Source organism: Cupriavidus sp. FW305-27, assembly GCF_058787995.1.
The window spans coordinates 129,046-148,884 of record NZ_JBYTAG010000006.1 but is presented as its reverse complement, the minus strand read 5'-3'; the positions used below and the strand labels follow the sequence as shown (position 1 = coordinate 148,884).

The window sequence follows — 19,839 nt, the reverse complement described above, 5'->3', positions numbered from 1 at the left end:
AGGGCTGAGCCCCGTGCAATACAGGACTCAGCCCTTGGCGGCCTAACTTACCCGTCCAACTTTACGGGGTCAGTTCACTGGCGTGCCGTTTCTCTTTGCGCTGCCGCTGCTCAGCGCTTGTTGCGCAATGCCCTGGCCTGCTCGGCCAGCGTGCGGATGCGGCCCCAGTCGCCACTGGCAACCGCGTCCTTGGGCACCACCCACGAACCGCCCACGCACACCACGTTCGGCAGCGCCAGGTAGGTCGGCGCCAGCGCGGCGTCGATGCCGCCGGTCGGGCAGAAGCGCAGCTGCGGCAGCGGGCCGCCCAGCGACTTCAGCATCGGCACGCCGCCCGCTGCCTGCGCCGGGAAGAACTTGAGGAAGGTGAAGCCGGCTTCCAGCGCCGCCATCGCCTCACTGGCGGTGGCCACGCCCGGCAGCAGCGAGATGCCCGCGCCCTGCGCGCCCTCGGCCAGCGCCGGGGTCAGGCCGGGCGAGACGGCAAACTGCGCGCCCGCATCGCGCACGGCGTGCAGCTGCTCGACGTTCAGCACCGTGCCGGCTCCGACGCAGGCCTGCGGCAAGGCTGCCGCCACCGCCTTGATCGCCTCCAGTGCCACCGGCGTACGCAGCGTGATCTCAAGCAGCGGCAAGCCGCCGGTGACCAGTGCCTCGCTGACGTGCAGGGCCTCGTCGACCGAGTGGAATTCCAGCACCGGGATCACCGGCACGTCGGCAAGGCGTTGAAGCAGCGGGGAAGTCTGGTTTTGCATGGCTGTCTCGGAGTAGGGAGTGCAGGAGCAGGGTTTCAGGGAAGCAGGAGTTCAGGCCAACCGGGTCATGCGATCACCGACACCGACTGTGCCAGCCGGCCCAGCACGGTCTGGGCGTCGGGGATCGGCGCCACCGCGCCATAACCGGTGGTCGACAGCGCGGCAGCCACGTTGGCATAACGCGCCGCCTCGAACGGGTCGGCACCCGCGGCCAGGCGCGCAACAAAGCTGCCGCCGAAGCAGTCGCCCGCCCCGGTGGCATCGACCGGCTTGACCGGATAAGGCGGCACCAGCGCGCGCGACTCTGGCGTGGCCACATAGGAGCCCTCTTCGCCCAGCTTCAGCGCGACCAGGCCGATGCCGCAGCCCAGCAGGTAGTCGACGATGGCGTCGCGGTCGTCCAACCCGGTCAGCACGGTGATGTCATCCCAGCTGGGCAGGCACACGTCGGTCAGCATCAGGGCCTCGCGCATGATGCCGCGCGCGCGCGCCAGCGACCACAGCCGCAGCCGCAGGTTGGTGTCCAGCGTGACCTTGGTGCCGGCCTTGCGCGCATGCTCCATCGCGTCCAGCCCGGCATCGCAGGCGCTGGTGCTGATGGCCAGGCTGATGCCCGACAGGTGCAGGTAGCGCGCCGCGGCGATCGCGCCCAGCGGCAGATGCTCGTGCTGGTAGCGGCTGGCAGCAGAGCCTTCGCGCAGGTAATCGAAGCGGTGGCCGTGGTTGTCGTGCGAGACAAAGTAGACCCCGGTAGGCGCGCTCGGGTCGACGCGCACGTGGCGGGTATCGACCCGCTCCTGCGTCCATAGCGCGCGCAGGCGCTCGCCGAAGGTGTCGGCACCGACCGCGCAGATATAGCCGGTGCTGGCGCCCTGGCGCGCAGCGGCAATGCAGAAGTTGGAAGTGTCGCCGCCAAAGCCTTGCAGGTAGCGCGATGGATCGTCGGGCTGTTGGTTGAACTCCACCAGCGGTTCGCCGTAGGCCAGGATATCGATGCTCATGGGGCTGCCTGCCTCAGAAGAAGGTTTGCACGATGTCGATCACGCGCATTTCGCTGTCCAGCACCGGGATATGGCGCCACTTGTCGAAAGTCAGGCACGGGTGCGAGATATCGAAGGCGATCATGTCGCCGACCTGAACGTCGTCGCCAGGCTTGACCTGCAGGTAGGCGTGCTGGTCCATCATGCCGGTGACTTCCCAATGCGCGGGGACGTCCACCGGCGCCTCGGTGCCAGGCCGGTACAGCCGTGCCGGGATCGGCATGCCGGCGTCGAAGGCCGCATCGCGCTTGCCCATGCCGATGATGACGCGGTCCGGCTCGGGGATCGACTGCACATAGGCCCACAGCTGCAGCGCCGGCAGCAGGCCCTCGCGCATCTTCTGCGCGACCGGGTTGCTGGCCAGGATGCGCTGCTGCGCGGCGCGGTAGATGCCCACGTCATGCGTCAGGTAGCAGCCCGGGCGCAGCACGATGTCGATCGGCGCGCCGATCTCGGTGCGCGCGAATTCCTCGGCCACCACGTCGTACCAGGCCGAACCCGCGCCCGACATCACCACCGGGCTGCGGCCGAAGCGGCCTTCCTGTGCCAGCTGCCGCGTTACCGCCACGGTGCGCTGCAGGAACTTGCGGATATCGGCTTCTTCCTTGAGCACGCCTTCATAGATCTCGACGCCGGCCAGCGACAGCGCCTGCGGCCAGCGCGCCAGCGCGTCCAGCACGGCCTGCTGCTGCGCGTCGTCGCGTACGCCGGTGCGCCCGCCTTCCACGCCCAGTTCCAGCAGCACCTGCAGCTTCTGGCCGCGCTCCTGGAAGAACTTGCCGAGCTGGTCGACCAGCGCGGCCGAGTCCACCAGCGCGAAAAATTCGAAATCCGGATCGCGCAGCAGGTCAGCGATGATTTCCATATTGCGCCGGCCCACCAGCTGGTTGGCCATCAGCACGCGCTTGACGCCGTGCGCATGCGCGGCAGCGGTCTGGTGCGCGGTGGCCAGCGTGATGCCCCACGCGCCGGCGCCAAGCTGGCGCGCAAACAGCTTGGGCGCCATGGTGGTCTTGCCATGCGGCGCAAGCTGCACGCCGTATTCGTTCATGAAGCGGCGCATCCATTCCAGGTTATGCGCAAGCCGGTCTTCATAGAGCACCGCGGCCGGCAGGCTCAGCTCTTCCCGCAACAGGTTCCAGCCGGTCTGCCCGGCCGCATCCGGGGCGATCGGGGTCTCCATCCGTCCCAGCGCCTTGTTGAGCGGATCGATCACGCCAGCCTGATACTTTATTTCACGCATGCTTGTCATCACCCTGAAAAAATCTGATTGACGTAATGATAGCCCTGAAAATAAGATATTTCATCCTTGTTATAAAGTAACACGCAGATGCCCGGAAGGGCTAGCCGGGACCACGCGACTGGCATCCGCCACGTGCGCCAATCACTGTTATAGCCCCTGCCTGCAAGCACCGCAGTTTTCGTCACATTTCGATCCGACCCGTCTTCCGACCAGACCTGCCGCCCATGACTGCGCCCTTCGACATCCTGACCCGCATCGCCGAGCGCGGCCCCGCGCTGCGCCTGGCCGAGCAGAAGGTGGCGCAGGTGGTACTGGAAGACCTGGCCGGCGCGGCCGCCGCCAGCATCAATGAGCTGGCGCGCAAGGCCGGCGTCAGCGAGGCCAGCGTGACGCGCTTTGCCAAGGCCATCGGCTGCCGCGACGTGCGCGACCTGAAGCTGCGCCTGGCGCAGGCCACCGCGGTGGGTGCGCGCTTCCTGCAGCCCGGCAGCGTTCCCGCCGGTGAAGCCACCCCGGCCACACTCGCTGACAGCATCCACGCCGACATCCTCACCGCGCTCGAAGTCAACCGCGGCATGATGGATGCGCAGCGCATCGAACAGGCCGCGCGCCTGTTGCTCGGCGCACGCATGGTCTACGCTTTTGGCATGGGCGGCGGCTCGTCGTTCATGGCCGACGAGGCCCGCCATCGCCTGGCGCGCCTGGGCCAGCCGGTGGCGAGCTACCAGGACGCGCTGCTACAGAAGATGGTGGCGGCCACGCTGGGCCGCGACGACGTGGTGCTGGCCTTCTCGGCCAGCGGCCGCGTGCCGGAGATGCTGGCCAGCTGCGATATCGCGCGCGAGTACGGTGCCCGCCTGGTGGCCGTGACCGCGCTGGGCTCGCCACTGGCCGCGCGCGCCGACGTGCTGCTGCCGGTGCGCACGCTGGAGACGGATTTCATTTTCAAACCGTCGGCATCGCGCTACGCCATGCTGATGGTGCTGGACGTGCTCGCCACGCAATGCGCGCTGTTGCAGCCGGACCAGAGCAAAGAGCGCCTGCGCCGGCTCAAGTACGTGCTGGACAGCCACCGCGGCGAAAGCGGCCCCGCCCGGGGCCCTGACAGCCGCCAGCCGCTCGGAGACTGACCATGCCACACCTGTTCGATACCCTGATCCGCTGCGTCACCCTGATCGACGGCTCCGGCGCCGCCGCACGCCTGGCCGACGTGGCCCTGCGCGACGGCCGCATCGCCCGCATCGATGAAGCCGGCGCGATCGATCCCGACGCCGCCTCGCATGTAGTCGAAGGCGACGGCCTGGTCCTTGCACCGGGCTTTGTCGACGTGCATACGCACGACGATACCAACGTGGTGCGCCAGCCCGCGATGACGCCCAAGCTGTCGCAGGGCGTGACCACGGTGGTGGTCGGCAACTGCGGCATCAGCGCCGCACCGGTGACGCTGGCGGGCGAGCCGCCCGACCCGATGAACCTGCTCGGCCATGCCGACGCCTTCCGCTACCCGGATTTCAAGTCCTACGTCGATGCGGTGGAAGCCGCGCAGCCCGCGGTCAACGTTGCCGCGCTGGTCGGCCATACCGCGCTGCGCAGCAACCATATGGACCGCTTCGACCGCGCCGCCACGCCGGAAGAAATCGCGGCGATGCGCGCGCAGCTGGAAGAAGCGCTGCAGCACGGCGCGCTGGGCCTGTCCACGGGCCTGGCCTACGCCAACGCCTTCAGCGCGCCGACCGATGAGGTGCTGGCGCTGGCCGAACCGCTGGCCAAGGCCGGCGCGCTCTACGCCACCCACCTGCGCAGCGAGTTCGCCGAGATCCTCGACGCCATGGATGAGGCCTTCCGCATCGGCCGCCATGCGCGCGTGCCGGTGGTGATCTCGCACCTGAAATGCGCGGGCGTGGCCAACTGGGGCCGCAGCACCGAGGTGCTGGACGCGCTCGACGGTGCGCAGCGCTGGCAGCCGGTGGGCTGCGACTGCTACCCCTACACCGCCAGCTCCTCCACGCTGGACCTGAAGCAGGTCACCAGCGACTTCGACATCATGGTGACCTGGTCCGAAGGCGCGCCCGAGATGGGCGGCCGCCTGCTGGCCGATATCGCCGCCGAATGGCAGGTAAACCTGCACGAAGCCGCGCGCCGGCTGATGCCCGCGGGCGCGGTCTACCACTGCATGGAAGACGCCGACGTCGACCGCATCCTGAGCCATCCGGCCACGGTGGTCGGGTCGGACGGGCTGCCCAACGACCCGCTGCCGCATCCGCGCCTGTGGGGCGCCTTCCCGCGCGTGCTGGGCCACTACGCCCGCGACCGCGAGCTGTTCCCGCTGACGGTGGCCGTCAACAAGATGACCGGCATGTCCGCCGAGCGCTTCGGGCTGCAGGAGCGCGGCTTCGTGCGTGAAGGCTACTGGGCCGACCTGGTGCTGTTCGACGCCACCACCATCCGAGATGCGGCCAGCTTTACCGATCCCATGCAACCGGCCGAGGGCATTGCCGCGGTCTGGGTCAACGGCGAGCTGTCATGGCAGCAGCGCCAGGCCACCGGCGTGCGCGCCGGCCGGTTCCTGCCGCGAGGCTCGCGGCCTGAGTTCGGCGCCGCCTGACCGGCGCGCTGCCCTCCTTCCTTCCCATATCCAACCCATCCCAGGAGTACCCATGGACATCAAACGATTCGGCGTCGAAGGCGGCACCGGTACCGGCGGCCAGCACATGCCCTTTGCCCGCGCGGTCGCGGCCGACGGCTGGCTCTACGTCTCCGGCCAGGTGCCGATGGTCAGCGGCGAGGTCATCGACGGCGGCATCGTGCCCCAGACCCACCAGGCCATCAAGAACGTGCTGGCCATCCTGGCCGAGGCCGGCTACGGCCCGGAGCACGTGGTGCGCTGCGGCGTCTGGCTGGACGACACGCGCGACTTCGCCTCGTTCAACAAGATCTTCAAGGAATACTTCGGCGCCAACCCGCCCGCGCGCGCCTGCGTGCAGTCGAGCATGGTGGTGGACTGCAAGGTCGAAGTGGACTGCATCGCCTACAAGAAGCCGGCGGCCTGAGCCTGCTGCCTGCGGATTGCGTGCCCTCTCCCGCTACCGCGGGAGAGGGGAAAAACTAAAAACTAACCCCTGCCGCCACAAGCGGCCTTTTTTCCACACAAGGAGACTATATGGGTGCCGTCACCGGAACCACGCTCTTGGTGTATGCGCTGATCGCAGTGATCGCACTGGTGGTGCTGATCGCGCGCTTCAAGCTCAACCCCTTCATTACCCTGGTGGTCGTATCGGTGCTGCTCGGCTTTGCCGTGGGCATGCCGATGGGCGACATCGTCAAGTCCTTTGAAGCCGGTGTCGGCGGCACGCTGGGCCATATCGCGCTGGTGGTCGGCCTTGGCACCATGCTCGGCAAGATGATGGCCGAATCCGGCGGCGCGGAGCGCATCGCGAACACACTGATCGATTTCTTCGGCGCGAAGAACGTGCATTGGGCGATGGCCACCATCGCCTTTATCGTCGGCCTGCCGGTGTTCTTTGAAGTGGGCTTCGTGCTGCTGGTGCCGATCGCCTTCAACGTGGCCAAGCGCACCGGCACGTCGATGGTGCTGGTCGGCATCCCGATGGTGGCCGGCCTGTCCGTGGTGCACGGCCTGATCCCGCCGCACCCGGCCGCGCTGCTGGCGGTGACCGCCTATGGCGCCGACATCGGCAAGACCATCATGTACGCGCTGATCGTTGGCATTCCCACGGCAGCCCTCGCCGGCCCGCTGTTCGCCAAGCTGATGGACCGCTACGTCAAGCTGCCCGAGGTCAACCCGCTGGCGGACCAGTTCACCGAAGAGGATGAGCGCGTCAAGGCATCGCACGAGTTGCCGGGCTTCGGCATCACGGTGTTCACCATCCTGCTGCCCGTGATCCTGATGCTGATCGGCAGCTGGGCCGACCTGTTCACCACGCCCAAGACCTTTGCCAACGACTTCCTGAAGCTGATCGGCAACTCGGTGATGGCGCTGCTGATCGCCGCGCTGGTGAGCTTCTACACCTTCGGCAAGGCGCGCGGCTTCAACCGCGAGACCATCCTCAAGTTCACCAACGAGTGCGTGGCGCCCACCGCCATCATCACGCTGGTGGTCGGCGCCGGCGGTGGCTTTGGCCGCATCCTGCGCGACTCCGGCATCTCCAACGCCATCGTCGACGTCGCCACCGGCGCCAACGTGTCGGTGCTGGTGCTGGGCTGGCTGGTGGCGGTGATGATCCGCATCGCCACGGGCTCGGCCACGGTGGCCATGACCACCGCCGCGGGCATCGTCGCACCGATCGCCGCCAGCGTGCCGGGCACCCGCCCGGAACTGCTGGTGCTGACCACCGGCGCCGGCTCGCTGATCCTGTCGCACGTGAACGACGGCGGCTTCTGGCTGGTCAAGGAATACTTCAACATGACCGTGACCCAGACCTTCCAGACCTGGTCGGTCTGCGAAACCATCATCTCCGTGGTGGCACTGCTGCTGACGCTGGGCCTGGCCACGCTGATCTGAGCGTTACCTCCCGCGCCCCCGCCCCGGGGGCGCGCCGGGCGGCCCCGGCAGGCCCCGGTATCCACCGGGATTGGCTTGCCTGCGCGGGCCATCCCAGCTTCATGGCCGTGACTGCCTTCGACGGCATGGGCGCGGTTTACGAAAGCCGCACGTGCATTTTCAAGAGTCGGCGATTTCCGGATCCGCTGCATGGATTCAAACTTCGCCCGCCCCTGGAAATGCGACATCTCTCATCGATTCCCCTGCACCGACAGCAAATACTGGTGGCGTCATCGGATCACCGATGATCGGGTGTGGAAAGCCCGGATGCCTGACGAGGACAGGCGTTGCGCTTGCAGCATGCAACGCCTGTGTGCTCGCATGGTTCCATGGCGGGCCAAGCGAGGCAGCCGCAAGGCTGGCCGGTTCCACCTCGTCAGACCGGTCTTTCCACCCTCGTTGACTGGCCCGCCGCCCTCACGTGGAAAGGAGTGGCGCGCACTCACCAGTGAGGAATCAATAACGACGATCGATAAGATGACTAACGAATGCTTGCAGCAGGTCCGCGCTGGTATCGACGGAGTTCTCGTACTTCTGGATCACGAAAGCGAACGCTCGGAGGGCTGCTTCAGCGCGCTTTGCCTGCTTGGCATGGTGAAGGCGCAGCTTGATGGACTGCTAGCCGAACGGGAGCGGATGCTGTAGCGGCGCGTTGGTGTGACGGGGCAGTCACCGTCACACCATCCTGCGGGCAACCTTGCCTAGATGCTTTTTTTGATGCACCATAACATCAAATCTGAGGCAAGGAGCATGCTATGCGCACGACCGTCACTATCGATGACGCCCTTTATGAACAAGCACTAGAGATAGCCGACCCTGGCATGGACAAATCTGATCTTTTTCGTGAGGCAATCAAGACTTTCGTGCGGGTGCAAGCAGCCAAGCGCCTCGCGGCGCTGGGTGGCACCGCGCCCGACATGGAAGATGTGCCACGTAGCCGCATGGAACCCGAATCGAAATGAGCGTGCTCGTCGACACCTCTGTGTGGGTGGATCATTTCAAGAACCGCAATGACGCACTGGTCAGTTTGCTCGTGTCGGATCAAGCACTGACCCACCCCATGGTCCTGGTTGAACTAGCCTGCGGCACGCCCCCGGCACCGCGTGCGCGGACACTCGGTGACATCGGGCTGTTGCAGCCCGCAAGGCAGGCCAGCCTGGCAGAGGTAATGGCGTTCATCGAGCACGAGAAATTGCATGGACTCGGTTGCGGCCTGGTGGATGTCTCATTGCTGGCTTCCACTTTGATCACGCCAGGCGCACGGCTATGGACACTGGATCAGCGTCTAAACGACTTGTCAGTGCGTTTTCGTGTGGCGCATCGACCCAAGCTTCACTAGCAGGCTGCTGAAGTACGCCCCGCTACAACCGGATGCTTTCCAACTGTTGGTGTGCCGATGATTCTGCACTGTCACGCCTCGTCCTGCGGGAATCAATACCGATACACCACCTGCAACCCAGCCGTCACCGCGGCCGTATGGAACGCTGCGGGCTTATAGACCGGCATACCGACGAACACGTCATACGAGACTGAGCCCAGCCGCGAGCCCAGCCCTCCGCGTAGTCCAATCACCGCCCCGGTCAGTTGGGTGCCGGCCAGCGCAGTGGTAATCGGCCCGAAGACCCTTCCATAATCGAGTCCTGCATACAGCGCCTGCCCGGCTGCCGCCCAGAGGCGCATGTAGCTCATTGCGCCAATAGAAGCCGCGCTCGCTGGCCAGCAGGTTCTCTCCATCGAAGCCACGCACCGTGTAGCGGCTGCCGATGGTGAGCGCATCAATGTAGTAGAGCCGGTCGTTGGTGAACTGGCCGTGGAAAGTGGTGACATACCGCAGCGGCAGCTCGCCCAGCTTGAACGGTACCGACAGGTTGGCGTCCGCCACGAGCATCCGATAGCGCCAGGTGGGGCCGCCACTGTCGGCCAACACATCGTCCTGCGCGCCGAATCCGCCGAGGCCCTGGCGATAGGCCAGCGTGCCGTCGAACTGCGCCGCGCCGAAGTAGTGGCGATCCGTGATGCCCGCCTCGAGCACCGTATTGTTGCGGCGCTGCTGCGCGATCTCGGTGTCCTCGATGAAGCTCTTGCCAAAGCGCCGGGTCAGGCGAAACTGCATGCCGAACACATCGTTCTGGCTGCGGTTGAGCACGCGGTGCAGCTTCAGGTCCGCTGTCTCCGACTTGCCGCTGGAGATGAAGGTCTGATTGACACCGGCGATCTGCTGGAAATAGTTGTTCACCGAGTAATAGCCATTCCAGCCACGCGTGCCTGTTCCTTGTTGGCGAAGCCCAGATCCTGGTTGTAGCCGACGTTGAAAAGGTCGTTCAGGCCGAGCGGATTGTCCAGACTCACGCTCAGGTTGCCCTGCCACTTGCCGGTCGAGCGCGTGCCGGAATTGTCCACCGAGGCCACCACCGTCCAGGGCTTGCCGCGTTTGACGGCGATCACCACGTCGCTCACGCCCGGCGCCTTCGTCGGCACGATCTGCATGTCCACATCCTGGGCTCGGCACACGCTTCATTTGCTCCAGGCCTTGCTCAAGGTCGCGCAGGTTCAGCAAGTCGCCTGGGTGCGGGGAAAGCCGATTTCCGGGTGCCCCACAGGTCGGGCTCGGCGAAGCGCAGTTCGCCTATGACGCCGGGGAGCAGTGCCAGCTTCAGCGTGCCGGAACTCAAGTCCTGCTCGGGTACCAGCACGCGGGTGGTGACGTAGCCCTTGTCCGGCAACCTCCAGGTAGCCGCGCAACTGGCTCGGCAGTGTGCCGGTGGCCTGGTTGACGATGATGCGGGCCGAGCCGCCCGGCAGCAGGTTCGGGTTGCCGTTGACGTACCCCGCCTGCTGGGTAGCCACGATCGACGGCGAATTGTTCAGGATGATGCCGGCCTTGGGGACGTCGAACTGGGTGTAGGCGTTGACGGACACGCCGGCGGTGGACGGCCGGGTGATATTGACCTGCTGCAGCCCGTTCGCGGTCTGGACCACGGCGGGCCGGTTGGCGCCCGCGTTCGGGTCCGCCACCACCTGTGCGCTGGCCGCCCATGGCAGCCCCATTGCGCACCAGGCGGCCAGGGTCGTTGCCGGCAGGCCGAAGCGCGCCATGCGGGTGAACGCCGTAGCCTGTGTGCAGCGTGACCCAGCGCTGCGCCGCTTGCCCAGGCCGCTCGCCGATTCCTCGACCGCCATCAGCATGGCGCGTGACCGATTGAAGACAAGGCGGTAGCAACGGCGATTCATGATCTGGGTAACGGCACACGGTTTGATACGTGCGCAACTTTACCCAAGCCACTAAGGAATAAATGTCAAAAATCTCAAAATGAGACAAAACATGAAAATCTGAATTGCCTGATTGATTCCACAAGAAATTTAACGTTAGTGGCTCATTTTCGCCTGTGTCCGGAGCCACCGCGCCCCGCCAGGCCGCGCTCACCAGCGCATCCAGCCGCGCCTTGCCATTCCCCGCCCTGAACGGCGAAGTCTGCCGCGCAACCGATCAACGCAACGGTTTACAAGGCTCCGCCCACCGCCTAAGGTCAACCAGTAAGTGACTTGCCGGGAACCATCCCATGTCGATCGACCGCCGCTCCTTCCTCAGCCTTGCAGCAGGCCTGGCCGCTACCGGCCTCGGCCCTGTGCTGCCGGCTCATGCCGCCACCGTCGCCGCCCCCTTGCGCCGCAATATCCCGGGCACCACCGAAGCCCTGCCCGTGATCGGCATGGGCACCGCCGACACCTTCAACGTCGGCACCGGCGCCGCCGAACGCAAGCCGCTGGCGGAGGTAATGGGCCTGCTGCTGCAGAGCGAAGGTTCGGTCGTCGATACCGCGCCCAGCTACGGCAGCGCAGAGGCCGTGACCGGCGACCTGCTGCGCGCGGCCAACGCCCGCAGCCGGGTGTTCCTGGCCACCAAGATCTCGGCCAAGTCCGGCGCGCCCGCGCAGGCGCAATGGGCGCGCTCGCTGGCCGACCTGCATGTAGACAAGGTCGACCTGCTGCAGATACACAACCTGATTGACTGGCAGGCCAACCTGCGCTGGCTGCGCGAGCTGAAGGAACAGGGCCGCATCCGCTACCTGGGCGTCACCCACTACCGCGACGATGCGCACGAGGCACTGGAGAATATCGTGCGCAGCGAGCGCGTGGACTTTGTCCAGATCAACTATTCAGTGGCCGAGCGCAATGCCGAGCGCACGCTGCTGCCGCTGTGCGAAGCACGCGGCGTGGCGGTGCTGATCAACCGGCCATTTCAGGACGGGCGCCTCTTTCGCGCCGTCAAGGACCGACCGCTGCCGCCGTGGGCCGGCGATATCGACTGCGGCTCGTGGGCCCAGCTGTTCCTGAAGTTCATCGTCAGCCATCCCGCCGTGACCGCGGCGATCCCGGCCACCTCCAAGCCGCCCAACATGGCCGACAACCTCGGCGCCGGACTGGGCCGCATGCCTGACCCCGGCCAGCGCGAGCGCATCGCCGCGCTGCTGCGCTGAGCGGCAATCTATCGTGGACGATCCCGCGCGCGAGGCGCCTGCCGGCGGCCTGGCCCGGCTGCGGCGCGGCTTCGGCATCCGCCCCGGCGAGACCGGCGCCGTGGTGGCCGGCTTCCTGTTTTTCTTCTGCCTGTTCGCCAGCTATTTCATGCTGCGCCCGGTGCGCGAGACCATGGGCATTGCCGGCGGCGTGAAGAACCTGCAGTGGCTGTTCACCGCCACCTTTGTCGTGATGCTGGCCGCGATCCCGCTGTACGGCGCGGTCTGCGCGTGGCTGCCGCGGCGCCGCTTCGTGCCCTGGGTGTACGCCTTCTTTATCGCCAACCTGCTTGGCTTTGCGCTGGCCACTCGCGCCCTGCCTGACAACGTCTGGCTGGCGCGCGTGTTTTATGTGTGGCTGTCGGTGTTCAACCTGTTCGTGGTGTCCGTGGCATGGAGCCTGATGGCCGATGTGTTCCGCCCCGAGCAGGCGCGCCGGCTGTTCGCATTGCTGGCCGCCGGCGCCAGCGCGGGCGGGCTGGCCGGCCCCGTGCTGGGCGGCTGGCTGGTGCCGCAGATCGGCCTGACCGGGCTGATGCTGCTGTCGGCAGCGCTGCTGGCCGCAACGCTGCCGGGCGTGGGCTGGCTGTTCGGCTGGCGCCGCCGCGCCGGCGCGGGCGTGGTGCAGCCGGGCGAAGCCCCGGCCGGCGCGGCGCAGGATCCGGCCAACCCCATCGGCGGCGGGCTGCTGGCCGGGCTGTCGCTGCTGCTGCGCTCGCGCTACCTGCTTGGCATCGGCCTGTTCGTGATCCTGCTGGCCACGGCCAGCACCTTCCTGTATTTCGAGCAGGCGCGGCTGGTGGCCGAGGCCTTCCCGGAGCGCACCCGCCAGACCCAGGTCTTCAGCGCGCTGGATGCTACCGTGCAGGCGCTGACCATCCTGGTCCAGCTCTTCTTCACCGGCCGCATCGCGCGCCGCTATGGCGTCACCGTGCTGCTGACCGCGGTGCCGCTGGCGGTGACCTGCGGCTTTCTCGTGCTGGCGATGCTGCCGACCTTCGGCGTGCTGGCCGGCGTGATGATCCTGCGGCGCGTGGGCGAATACGCGCTGCTGCGCCCCGGGCGCGAGATGCTGTTCACCGTGGTCGATCCCGAGACCAAGTACAAGGCCAAGAACGTGATTGACACCGCGGTCTACCGTGCGGGCGATGCGGTCAGTGCGTGGGTCAAGACGGCGATCGATGCGCTGTCGGGCCATCCCGCCACGGTGGCGCTGGCTGGCGCCGTGCTGGCGCTGGTGTGGGCGGGGCTGGGCTGGTGGCTGGGGCGGCGGCATGAGGGGCAGTTGCGACCGCCGGATGCCAGCCTCAGCCGTGCAGTGGGAAATACCGCTGCACGCTAATGCCCGGGACAAGGGTTTTCCCGGTTGACGCTGTGCCTGCGAAGCCATACATTGGTCACGCAGATCTAGATAAGAGACCATCTGTAAGATGGTCTCTTCGCGCCTTGCAGTTGCTGCGGCCTCTTACAGAACAAATAAGAGGAGACCGCCGTGCAACACTCTGCCATCAAGATTCGTGGCATCGATGATGTCATTGCCTACATAGATTCCTGCCCGGGCATTCGCGGCAGGGCCGGTGTCATCTGGTGGCTCGCACTCGGCGGGCTATTCCTTGACGCGTTTTCCAATTCTGCGCTGAGCGCCGGCCTCGGGCCGATGACGCGCAACCTTCAACTCGCGCCTGCAAAGGTCGCCCTGTTGACCTCGTTTGCCTCCTGGGTGGCCATTGCCTTCAACCCTATCGGCGGCTGGATGGCCGACCGCTGGGGCCGCGTCCGCCCGCTGGTTCTCGCCAAGGTCCTGGCCGTGGCCGGCGCATTGCTGGTGGTGTTTGCCCCCGGCTTCGAGGTGATCCTGGCTGGTCGCTTCTTTGTCGGCGCGGCCTACGGCATCGACTTTGCCATCGCCATGGCGGTGCTGGCGGAGTTCACGCCGGTGAAACTCAAGAGTCGGCTGAACACGTGGCAAGGCATGTGGTACACGGCCGTCTGCTCCAACCTGCTGCTGGCACTGCTGTTCTACTCCTGGGACGTTGGCGATACGATCTGGCGCTACTCGGTGGCAGCCACCGCGGTCTTCGGCGTGGTCATCCTGCTGCTGCAGGGCCTGTTCCTGGTGGAAAGCCCGATCTGGCTGGCACGCAAGGAATTGCTCGATGCCGCCGCACACGCCATGACGCGCATCTACGGACGTGAGTTCGTTGCCGCCCCGCCCGCGGAACGCATCCCCGTCCTCAACCAGGCGCGCCGCGGCCTGGCCAACGTTCTGCTGATCTTCCGCGGCGTCTACCTGCCGCGCACCGTGCTGGCGGCCATCGTGCAGATCGGGCAGTCGATCCAGTACTTCGCGATCGGCTGGTACCTGCCGCTGATCAGTGCGGCCCTGTTCGGCAAGGACTTTGTCTACGCGACCATCGGCGCGCTGGTTTTCAACGTCTGCGGCATCTTTGGCGGCTTCCTCTCGCCCTTGATAGGCCGCAAGCTGGGCCTGCGCCGCGCCTCGGCGTTCGGCTTTGCGGCGGTATTCGCCATGCTGCTGATCCTGGGCCTGTTCAACGGCAAGATGCCGATGTGGATGGCAGTGGTGGTTCCGTCGCTGTTCATCCTGTTCCACTCGGGCGGGCCCGGCGCGAATGGCAAAAGCCTGTCGTCACTGTCCTTCCGCAGCGAACTTCGCGCGGGCGCCAACGGCATCATCGGCGCGCTCGGCGCCATCGGCGCTGCACTGGGCCTGCTGGTGTTCCCGCTGTTCCGCGCACAGTATGGGCTGGAAACCACCTTCCTGATTCTCTCTGTGGTCCCGCTGCTGGCCAGCATCATCTGCTTTGCGATCCGCTGGGACCCGACCCGCACCACCATCAACCCCGACAATGAAGCCGATGCCCCGCAGTTCAAGGGCGATGTGCCGGACGCTCCGGGTTTCATGAATCCCGCGATTGAGAAGGCCCGCCCATGACCCAGCGCAGAAATGTCATCCTTGCGATCGATGAGGGCACCTCAGGCACCCGGGCAGCGGTGGTCGCCGCTGACGGTCATGTCATGTGCCTCGAGTACACCACGCTTGAGGTCCGTTCGCCCTGCCCTGGCGTGGTCGAGCAGGACGCCGACGTCCTGCTCGACAAGACCCTGGCAGTTTGCCGCGCCACCCTGGCACAGGCTGCCCGCGAAAACCTGACCGTCACCGCCCTCGCCATCGCGACCCAGCGCGCCACCGCGGTACTGTGGGACACGCAGACCGGACGTGCGCTGGTACCCGCCATGGTGTGGCAGGACACGCGATACGCAGCCGATCTGGATCAGCTTGCGCCGGCATGGGACGCGACTCTGCGCGAAGCAGTCGGCCGCCCCACCGGTGTGCGCTCGCCTTACCTATGGGCGGCGCGGCACCTGCGCGACACGCCGGCTGTGGCTGACGCCTTCCGTGCGCGCCAGCTCGCCTTCGGCACCATCGACAGCTGGCTGCTTTGGCACCTGTCGACGGCACGCACGTGCATCACCACGCCGACCAACGCCACTTCCTGCAACGCCTATGTACTGACCGGGCATCGCTACCAGCTCGACTGGATCGACGCGCTTGGCTTTCCGCGCGAGCTGCTGCCTGAGCTGCGCCAGGATGCGGACAACTTCGGCCGCACGCGGCCGGACGTGCTGGGGATTGACGTGCCGATCCTGGCTTGTGCCGGGGACCAGCTCGCCGGCGCAATCGGCCTGGGATGTCTCGATGCCGGCCAGGCGATGTGCCTGCATGGCACCGGCAGCTTCGTCGACCTGGTAGTCGGTCCGAACCTTCCTGCCCGCAGCGGCAAGTCGGACAGCACCCTGACCATGACCGCGCGCCGGCAACTGGGCGTGTCGCATTTCTCCGTCGAAACCTTTGTCGCCACCACCGGCTCCGCGCTCAACTGGGTCTGCGACAAGCTCGGCTGGTTCGAGAACGCCAGGCAAATCAGTGCGCTGGCCAGCACCGTTGCGTCTTCACGAGGCGTGACCTTTATTCCCGCGCTGACCGGCCTGCGCGTCCCACGCATGCAGCCCGAGGCGCGCGCCGCACTGACCGGCATCTCGATGGCAACGACGCAGGCCGAGATGGCCTTTGCCATCCTTGAAGGCATTGCGCATTCGGTGACTTCCTGCATCGAGGCCAACCGGGAGATCGCGGGCGTGCCGGTGTCGGAGCTCGTGGTTGGCGGCGGCTTGTCCGGCAGCGATGCGCTGCTGCAGATGCAGGCGGATCTCAGCGGAATTTCCATCCACCGCATGAAGGAGACCGACCGCGCCAGCCTGCGCGGCATCGCTTACCTTGCCGGCTCGTCCGGCCTGCTTTGGGATTCCATGCAGCAGGCCCGGACCACCACCACCCCGGACGCAGTATTCGAACCGGCGATCAGCGCCGATGAGCGCGCCCAGCGGCGCGCGCTCTGGCATGCGCGGGTGGCATCCGAGCTCAACCATGCGGACGCGCTTGCGGTCCATTAATCAGGAGCAATAACAGACATGGTGATTTTTCCATCCCGCAGCGCTAACCGCGAGCGCGCCGCCATGACCAGCACCGAGCCGTTGCGGCTGGTGCGCCGGGACCTGCTCGACCGCCTGGAGGCGGATGCGTTCGACATCCTGGTGGTCGGCGGCGGCGTGACGGGCGCCTACGCCGCGCTGGATGCCAGCTTGCGCGGCTATCGCGTGGCGCTGGTTGAAAAGTGCGACTTCGCCGCGGGGACCTCTTCCAAGTCATCCAAGATGGTGCACGGCGGCCTGCGCTATATCGAGCAGGGCAATCTCGGCCTGGTACGCCATTCACTGCTGGAGCGCCAGCGCCTGCGCCGCAACGCGCGCCACCTGGTGCAGCGGCTGCCGTTCCTGTTCCCGGTGATGGAGCGCAACGGCGTGTTCGACAAGCGCCTCGCCAAGGCCTTCGAGAGCCTGCTCTGGACCTACGACCTCGCTGGTGGCTGGCGCGAGGGAATCCTGCACCAGAAGCTGACCAAGGCCGAGGTGCTGTCCCACTGCCCGACCTTCAATGAGGAACATCTGACCGGCGGCTACCTGTACTTCGATGCGCGCGTCGATGATGCCCGCCTGACACTGAACATCGCGCGCACGGCAGCGTTCCACGGAGCGGCCGTGGTCAATCACGCGACCGTCGCCGAGATCACCCGCGACGGCCACGGCAAGGTGGATGGCGCCATTGTCCACGCCGGCGAGCGCGAGATCCGCGTGCGCGCAGGCGTGGTCATCATGGCAACCGGCGTCTGGCTGCGCGACTGGACCGGCCGCAGGAAGGGCGAGGCCAGGACCCTGCACATTCGCCCTGCCAAGGGCGTCCACGTTGCCATCCCGTGGCTGAAGATCCGCAATGACTGCACGGTGACGATCCCGGTGCCCGGGCGCAGCCGCCGGGCAACGATCACGCGGTGGGGCAATGTGTCCTACCTCGGCACCACCGACGAAGACTATGAGGGCGACCTCGACAATGTCATGTGCACCCGGCAGGAGCTCGACTTCCTGCTGGAGGGCGCGCGCTCGGCACTAAAGACCGACCTGACGGCGGATGACGTGGTCGGCAGCATCGCGGGGTGCCGCCCGCTGGTGGCGCCGCCCGGCGGCAAGACCCTGGAAATCAAGCGCAATCACGAGATTCATACCGCGGACGACGGCCTGGTGACCATCGTCGGCGGCAAGCTCACGACCTCGCGGCACATGGCCGAGCAAACCATCGATGCGGCGCAGAAGGTCATCGGCAAGCGCAGCAAGTGCCTGACCAGATCGGCCTATCTGCTCGGGGCGGCTGGCTATGACGCGCAGGCCATCGTCGCATCCGGCGGCATGTCCGCGCACCTGGGCGAGCGCTATGGCACGGAGGCGCGCTTTGTCAGTGACATCCTGCAGGCGGACGCCACCCTTGCCAGGCCGATCGTCGAAGGCCTGCCGTATACGGAAGCCGAAATCGTCTACGCCGTGCGCCATGAACTGGCCGGCACGGTTGACGACGTCTTGTCACGACGCATCCGCGCCCGCCTGATGGCGCGCGATGCCTCCGCCCGCGCCGCAGCGCGGGTGGGCCAGATCCTCCAGGCCGAACTCGGATTGTCCGAAGCGGCCGTGGCGCGGCAGGTCAGCGAATACCTGGCCGCCGTCGCCCTCGAAAAATCCGTCCTCATGGGAGACTCAGCATGATCAGCAAGGAAGCCATCAAGCGCGGCTACAACCGCGGCAACTACGTCGTCGGCGCCCACACGCCGCCGGGCTATGCGGCGAACATCCAGGGCACCCCGGATGCGCCGGGCCTGCAACGCGACACCATTGCCGTCTGCGCGGCCGATATTGCGGCCTTGCGCAAGGTGGCCGACGAGGTCCTGACCGATACCGCCGACGTCGTGGCGTGGACGCGCGACTGGTGGGCAGGATCGATGATCACGGAGACCGCCGGCAGGCCCGCCACGCCGCGCGGGGTCATCGTGCGCGCTTCCACCGTGGAACAGGTGCAGGCAGTCATGCGCATTGCCAGCGCCAGTGCCATTCCGGTCACCGTATCGGCCGGCCGCAGCAACGTGACGGGCGCCGCCCTGCCCGTGCGCGGCGGCATCGTGCTGGACGTGTGCGGCCTGAACCAGTTGGTCGGATTCGACAAGGACAGCCAGATCGTCGACGTGGAAGCCGGCATGTTCGGCGACATTTTCGAACAGACCGTGCAGAAGGAATTCGGCATGACGATGGGCCACTGGCCATCGTCGTACGCGATCAGCACGGTCGGCGGATGGGTAGCCTGCCGCGGCGCCGGTCAGTTGTCCACGCGCTACGGCAAGATCGAGGACATGGTGTTCGGCATGGATGTGGTGCTGGCCGACGGCAGCCTCGTCACCGTGGGCGGCTACTCGCGCGCGGCATTGGGCCCGGATCTGCAGCAACTGTTCATCGGGTCCGAGGGCATGCTGGGCGTGATCGTGCGCGTGCGCCTCAAGCTGCACCGCCTGCCCGACTACGGGCGCGCCATCGCCTATGGCTTCAAGACCTTTGCCATCGGCCTGGAGGCCTGCCGCGAAATCATGCAGCGCGGGGCCAATCCCGCGGCGCTGCGGCTCTATGACGAACTGGAGAGTGGCGTGCAGTTCGGGCTGCCGGACACCAACGTCCTGCTGGTTGCCGACGAGGGGGCGCGCGAGATGGTCGATGCGGTGATGACGATCAGCGAGCGCGTGTGCCAGGAACTTGGTGACAAGCTGGACAGCGAGTCCATTTTCGAGCGCTGGCTCGACACGCGCTACCTGACCGGCAAGAGCGCCGAGGGCTTCAAGCGCAGCCCCGGCTTTGTCGCCGACACGCTCGAAATGTCGGGACCGTGGCGCGACCTGGCTGCCATCTACGCGGACGTGGTCAAGGCCATCAATGCCGTGCCGGGCACCCTCGCCGGCTCCGCGCACCAGTCGCACGCCTATGTGGACGGCGCCTGCCTGTACTTCTCGCTGCGCGGTGAGGTCGCGGTGGAAGACCGCCAGAAGTGGTATCGCCAGGCATGGGATGCTGCCAATGCGGTGCTGATCCAATACAATGCGGCACTGAGCCACCACCACGGAATCGGACTGTTGCGCGCGCCATACATGGCCCCGTCGCTGGACACGGCGTTCCCGCTGCTGGCGGCGGTCAAGCAGGCACTCGACCCGCAGAATATCCTGAACCCAGGCAAGCTGGGTCTCAGTGACGTGCTCACCAACGAACCGAAGTAACC

16 protein-coding genes and 2 pseudogenes are annotated in these 19,839 nt (G+C 66.5%); 13 read left to right on the top strand and 5 right to left on the bottom strand.

Going from position 1 to position 19,839, the window contains the following annotated elements:
* Positions 1-110 precede the first annotated feature (110 nt).
* From AC3WRI_RS04685 to AC3WRI_RS04675, 3 genes are all read right to left on the bottom strand, one after another.
* On the bottom strand, positions 111-755 hold the full coding sequence (locus tag AC3WRI_RS04685) for a bifunctional 4-hydroxy-2-oxoglutarate aldolase/2-dehydro-3-deoxy-phosphogluconate aldolase (RefSeq protein ID WP_010814144.1): 645 nt from the start codon (positions 753-755) through the stop codon (positions 111-113).
* 65 nt (positions 756-820) lie between these two features.
* Entirely contained in the window at positions 821-1,756 is a 936-nt protein-coding gene (locus AC3WRI_RS04680; RefSeq protein ID WP_010814143.1) for a sugar kinase, read from the bottom strand.
* 13 nt (positions 1,757-1,769) lie between these two features.
* Positions 1,770-3,038: an amino acid deaminase gene (locus AC3WRI_RS04675; protein WP_011617078.1), complete on the bottom strand. Its 1,269-nt coding sequence runs from the start codon at positions 3,036-3,038 to the stop codon at positions 1,770-1,772.
* Positions 3,039-3,262: 224 nt separating this feature from the next.
* Here AC3WRI_RS04675 and AC3WRI_RS04670 point away from each other — a divergent pair, with 224 nt between their 5' ends.
* From AC3WRI_RS04670 to AC3WRI_RS04640, 7 genes are all read left to right on the top strand, one after another.
* Positions 3,263-4,168, top strand: coding sequence for a MurR/RpiR family transcriptional regulator (locus AC3WRI_RS04670; RefSeq protein WP_010814141.1), 906 nt, complete (start codon positions 3,263-3,265; stop codon positions 4,166-4,168).
* 2 nt (positions 4,169-4,170) lie between these two features.
* Entirely contained in the window at positions 4,171-5,643 is a 1,473-nt protein-coding gene (locus AC3WRI_RS04665; RefSeq protein ID WP_011617077.1) for an N-acyl-D-amino-acid deacylase family protein, read from the top strand.
* Positions 5,644-5,695: 52 nt separating this feature from the next.
* Positions 5,696-6,088: a RidA family protein gene (locus AC3WRI_RS04660; RefSeq protein ID WP_010814139.1), complete on the top strand. Its 393-nt coding sequence runs from the start codon at positions 5,696-5,698 to the stop codon at positions 6,086-6,088.
* A 110-nt stretch (positions 6,089-6,198) separates the two neighbouring features.
* Positions 6,199-7,560: a GntP family permease gene (locus AC3WRI_RS04655; protein ID WP_010814138.1), complete on the top strand. Its 1,362-nt coding sequence runs from the start codon at positions 6,199-6,201 to the stop codon at positions 7,558-7,560.
* A 516-nt stretch (positions 7,561-8,076) separates the two neighbouring features.
* Positions 8,077-8,244, top strand: a complete 168-nt coding sequence (locus tag AC3WRI_RS04650) for a DUF1484 family protein (RefSeq protein ID WP_232626219.1) — start codon at positions 8,077-8,079, stop codon at positions 8,242-8,244.
* 110 nt (positions 8,245-8,354) lie between these two features.
* Positions 8,355-8,561: a type II toxin-antitoxin system VapB family antitoxin gene (locus tag AC3WRI_RS04645; RefSeq protein WP_010814136.1), complete on the top strand. Its 207-nt coding sequence runs from the start codon at positions 8,355-8,357 to the stop codon at positions 8,559-8,561.
* On the top strand, positions 8,558-8,938 hold the full coding sequence (locus AC3WRI_RS04640) for a type II toxin-antitoxin system VapC family toxin (protein ID WP_011617075.1): 381 nt from the start codon (positions 8,558-8,560) through the stop codon (positions 8,936-8,938). The genes AC3WRI_RS04645 and AC3WRI_RS04640 overlap by 4 nt, the downstream gene beginning before the upstream one ends.
* A gap of 92 nt (positions 8,939-9,030) precedes the next feature.
* Here AC3WRI_RS04640 and AC3WRI_RS04635 read toward each other — a convergent pair.
* Positions 9,031-10,313: pseudogene (locus tag AC3WRI_RS04635) on the bottom strand (ShlB/FhaC/HecB family hemolysin secretion/activation protein); the annotation flags it as partial.
* Positions 10,312-10,830 (bottom strand): annotated as a pseudogene (locus AC3WRI_RS04630) (two-partner secretion domain-containing protein); the annotation flags it as partial. The pseudogenes AC3WRI_RS04635 and AC3WRI_RS04630, both read right to left, overlap by 2 nt.
* 329 nt (positions 10,831-11,159) lie before the next feature.
* Between AC3WRI_RS04630 and AC3WRI_RS04625 the strand changes: the two are divergent.
* The 6 genes from AC3WRI_RS04625 (at position 11,160) to AC3WRI_RS04600 (ending at position 19,837) form a co-directional block, all read left to right on the top strand.
* The gene (locus AC3WRI_RS04625) at positions 11,160-12,077 is read left to right on the top strand and encodes an aldo/keto reductase (RefSeq protein WP_011617074.1); all 918 of its coding nucleotides are present in this window, start codon (positions 11,160-11,162) and stop codon (positions 12,075-12,077) included.
* Between the two features lie 13 nt (positions 12,078-12,090).
* Positions 12,091-13,458: an NTP/NDP exchange transporter gene (locus AC3WRI_RS04620; RefSeq protein ID WP_011617073.1), complete on the top strand. Its 1,368-nt coding sequence runs from the start codon at positions 12,091-12,093 to the stop codon at positions 13,456-13,458.
* A 150-nt stretch (positions 13,459-13,608) separates the two neighbouring features.
* Positions 13,609-15,072, top strand: a complete 1,464-nt coding sequence (locus AC3WRI_RS04615; RefSeq protein WP_492292650.1) for an MFS transporter — start codon at positions 13,609-13,611, stop codon at positions 15,070-15,072.
* Positions 15,069-16,592 (top strand): FGGY family carbohydrate kinase, encoded by a 1,524-nt coding sequence (locus AC3WRI_RS04610; protein WP_011617071.1) that lies wholly within the window; start codon positions 15,069-15,071, stop codon positions 16,590-16,592. Before AC3WRI_RS04615 ends, AC3WRI_RS04610 begins: the two co-directional genes overlap by 4 nt.
* 18 nt (positions 16,593-16,610) lie before the next feature.
* The gene (locus AC3WRI_RS04605) at positions 16,611-18,290 is read left to right on the top strand and encodes a glycerol-3-phosphate dehydrogenase/oxidase (RefSeq protein ID WP_010814127.1); all 1,680 of its coding nucleotides are present in this window, start codon (positions 16,611-16,613) and stop codon (positions 18,288-18,290) included.
* Positions 18,287-19,837 (top strand): FAD-binding oxidoreductase, encoded by a 1,551-nt coding sequence (locus tag AC3WRI_RS04600; protein WP_010814126.1) that lies wholly within the window; start codon positions 18,287-18,289, stop codon positions 19,835-19,837. The genes AC3WRI_RS04605 and AC3WRI_RS04600 overlap by 4 nt, the downstream gene beginning before the upstream one ends.
* Positions 19,838-19,839 lie beyond the last annotated feature (2 nt).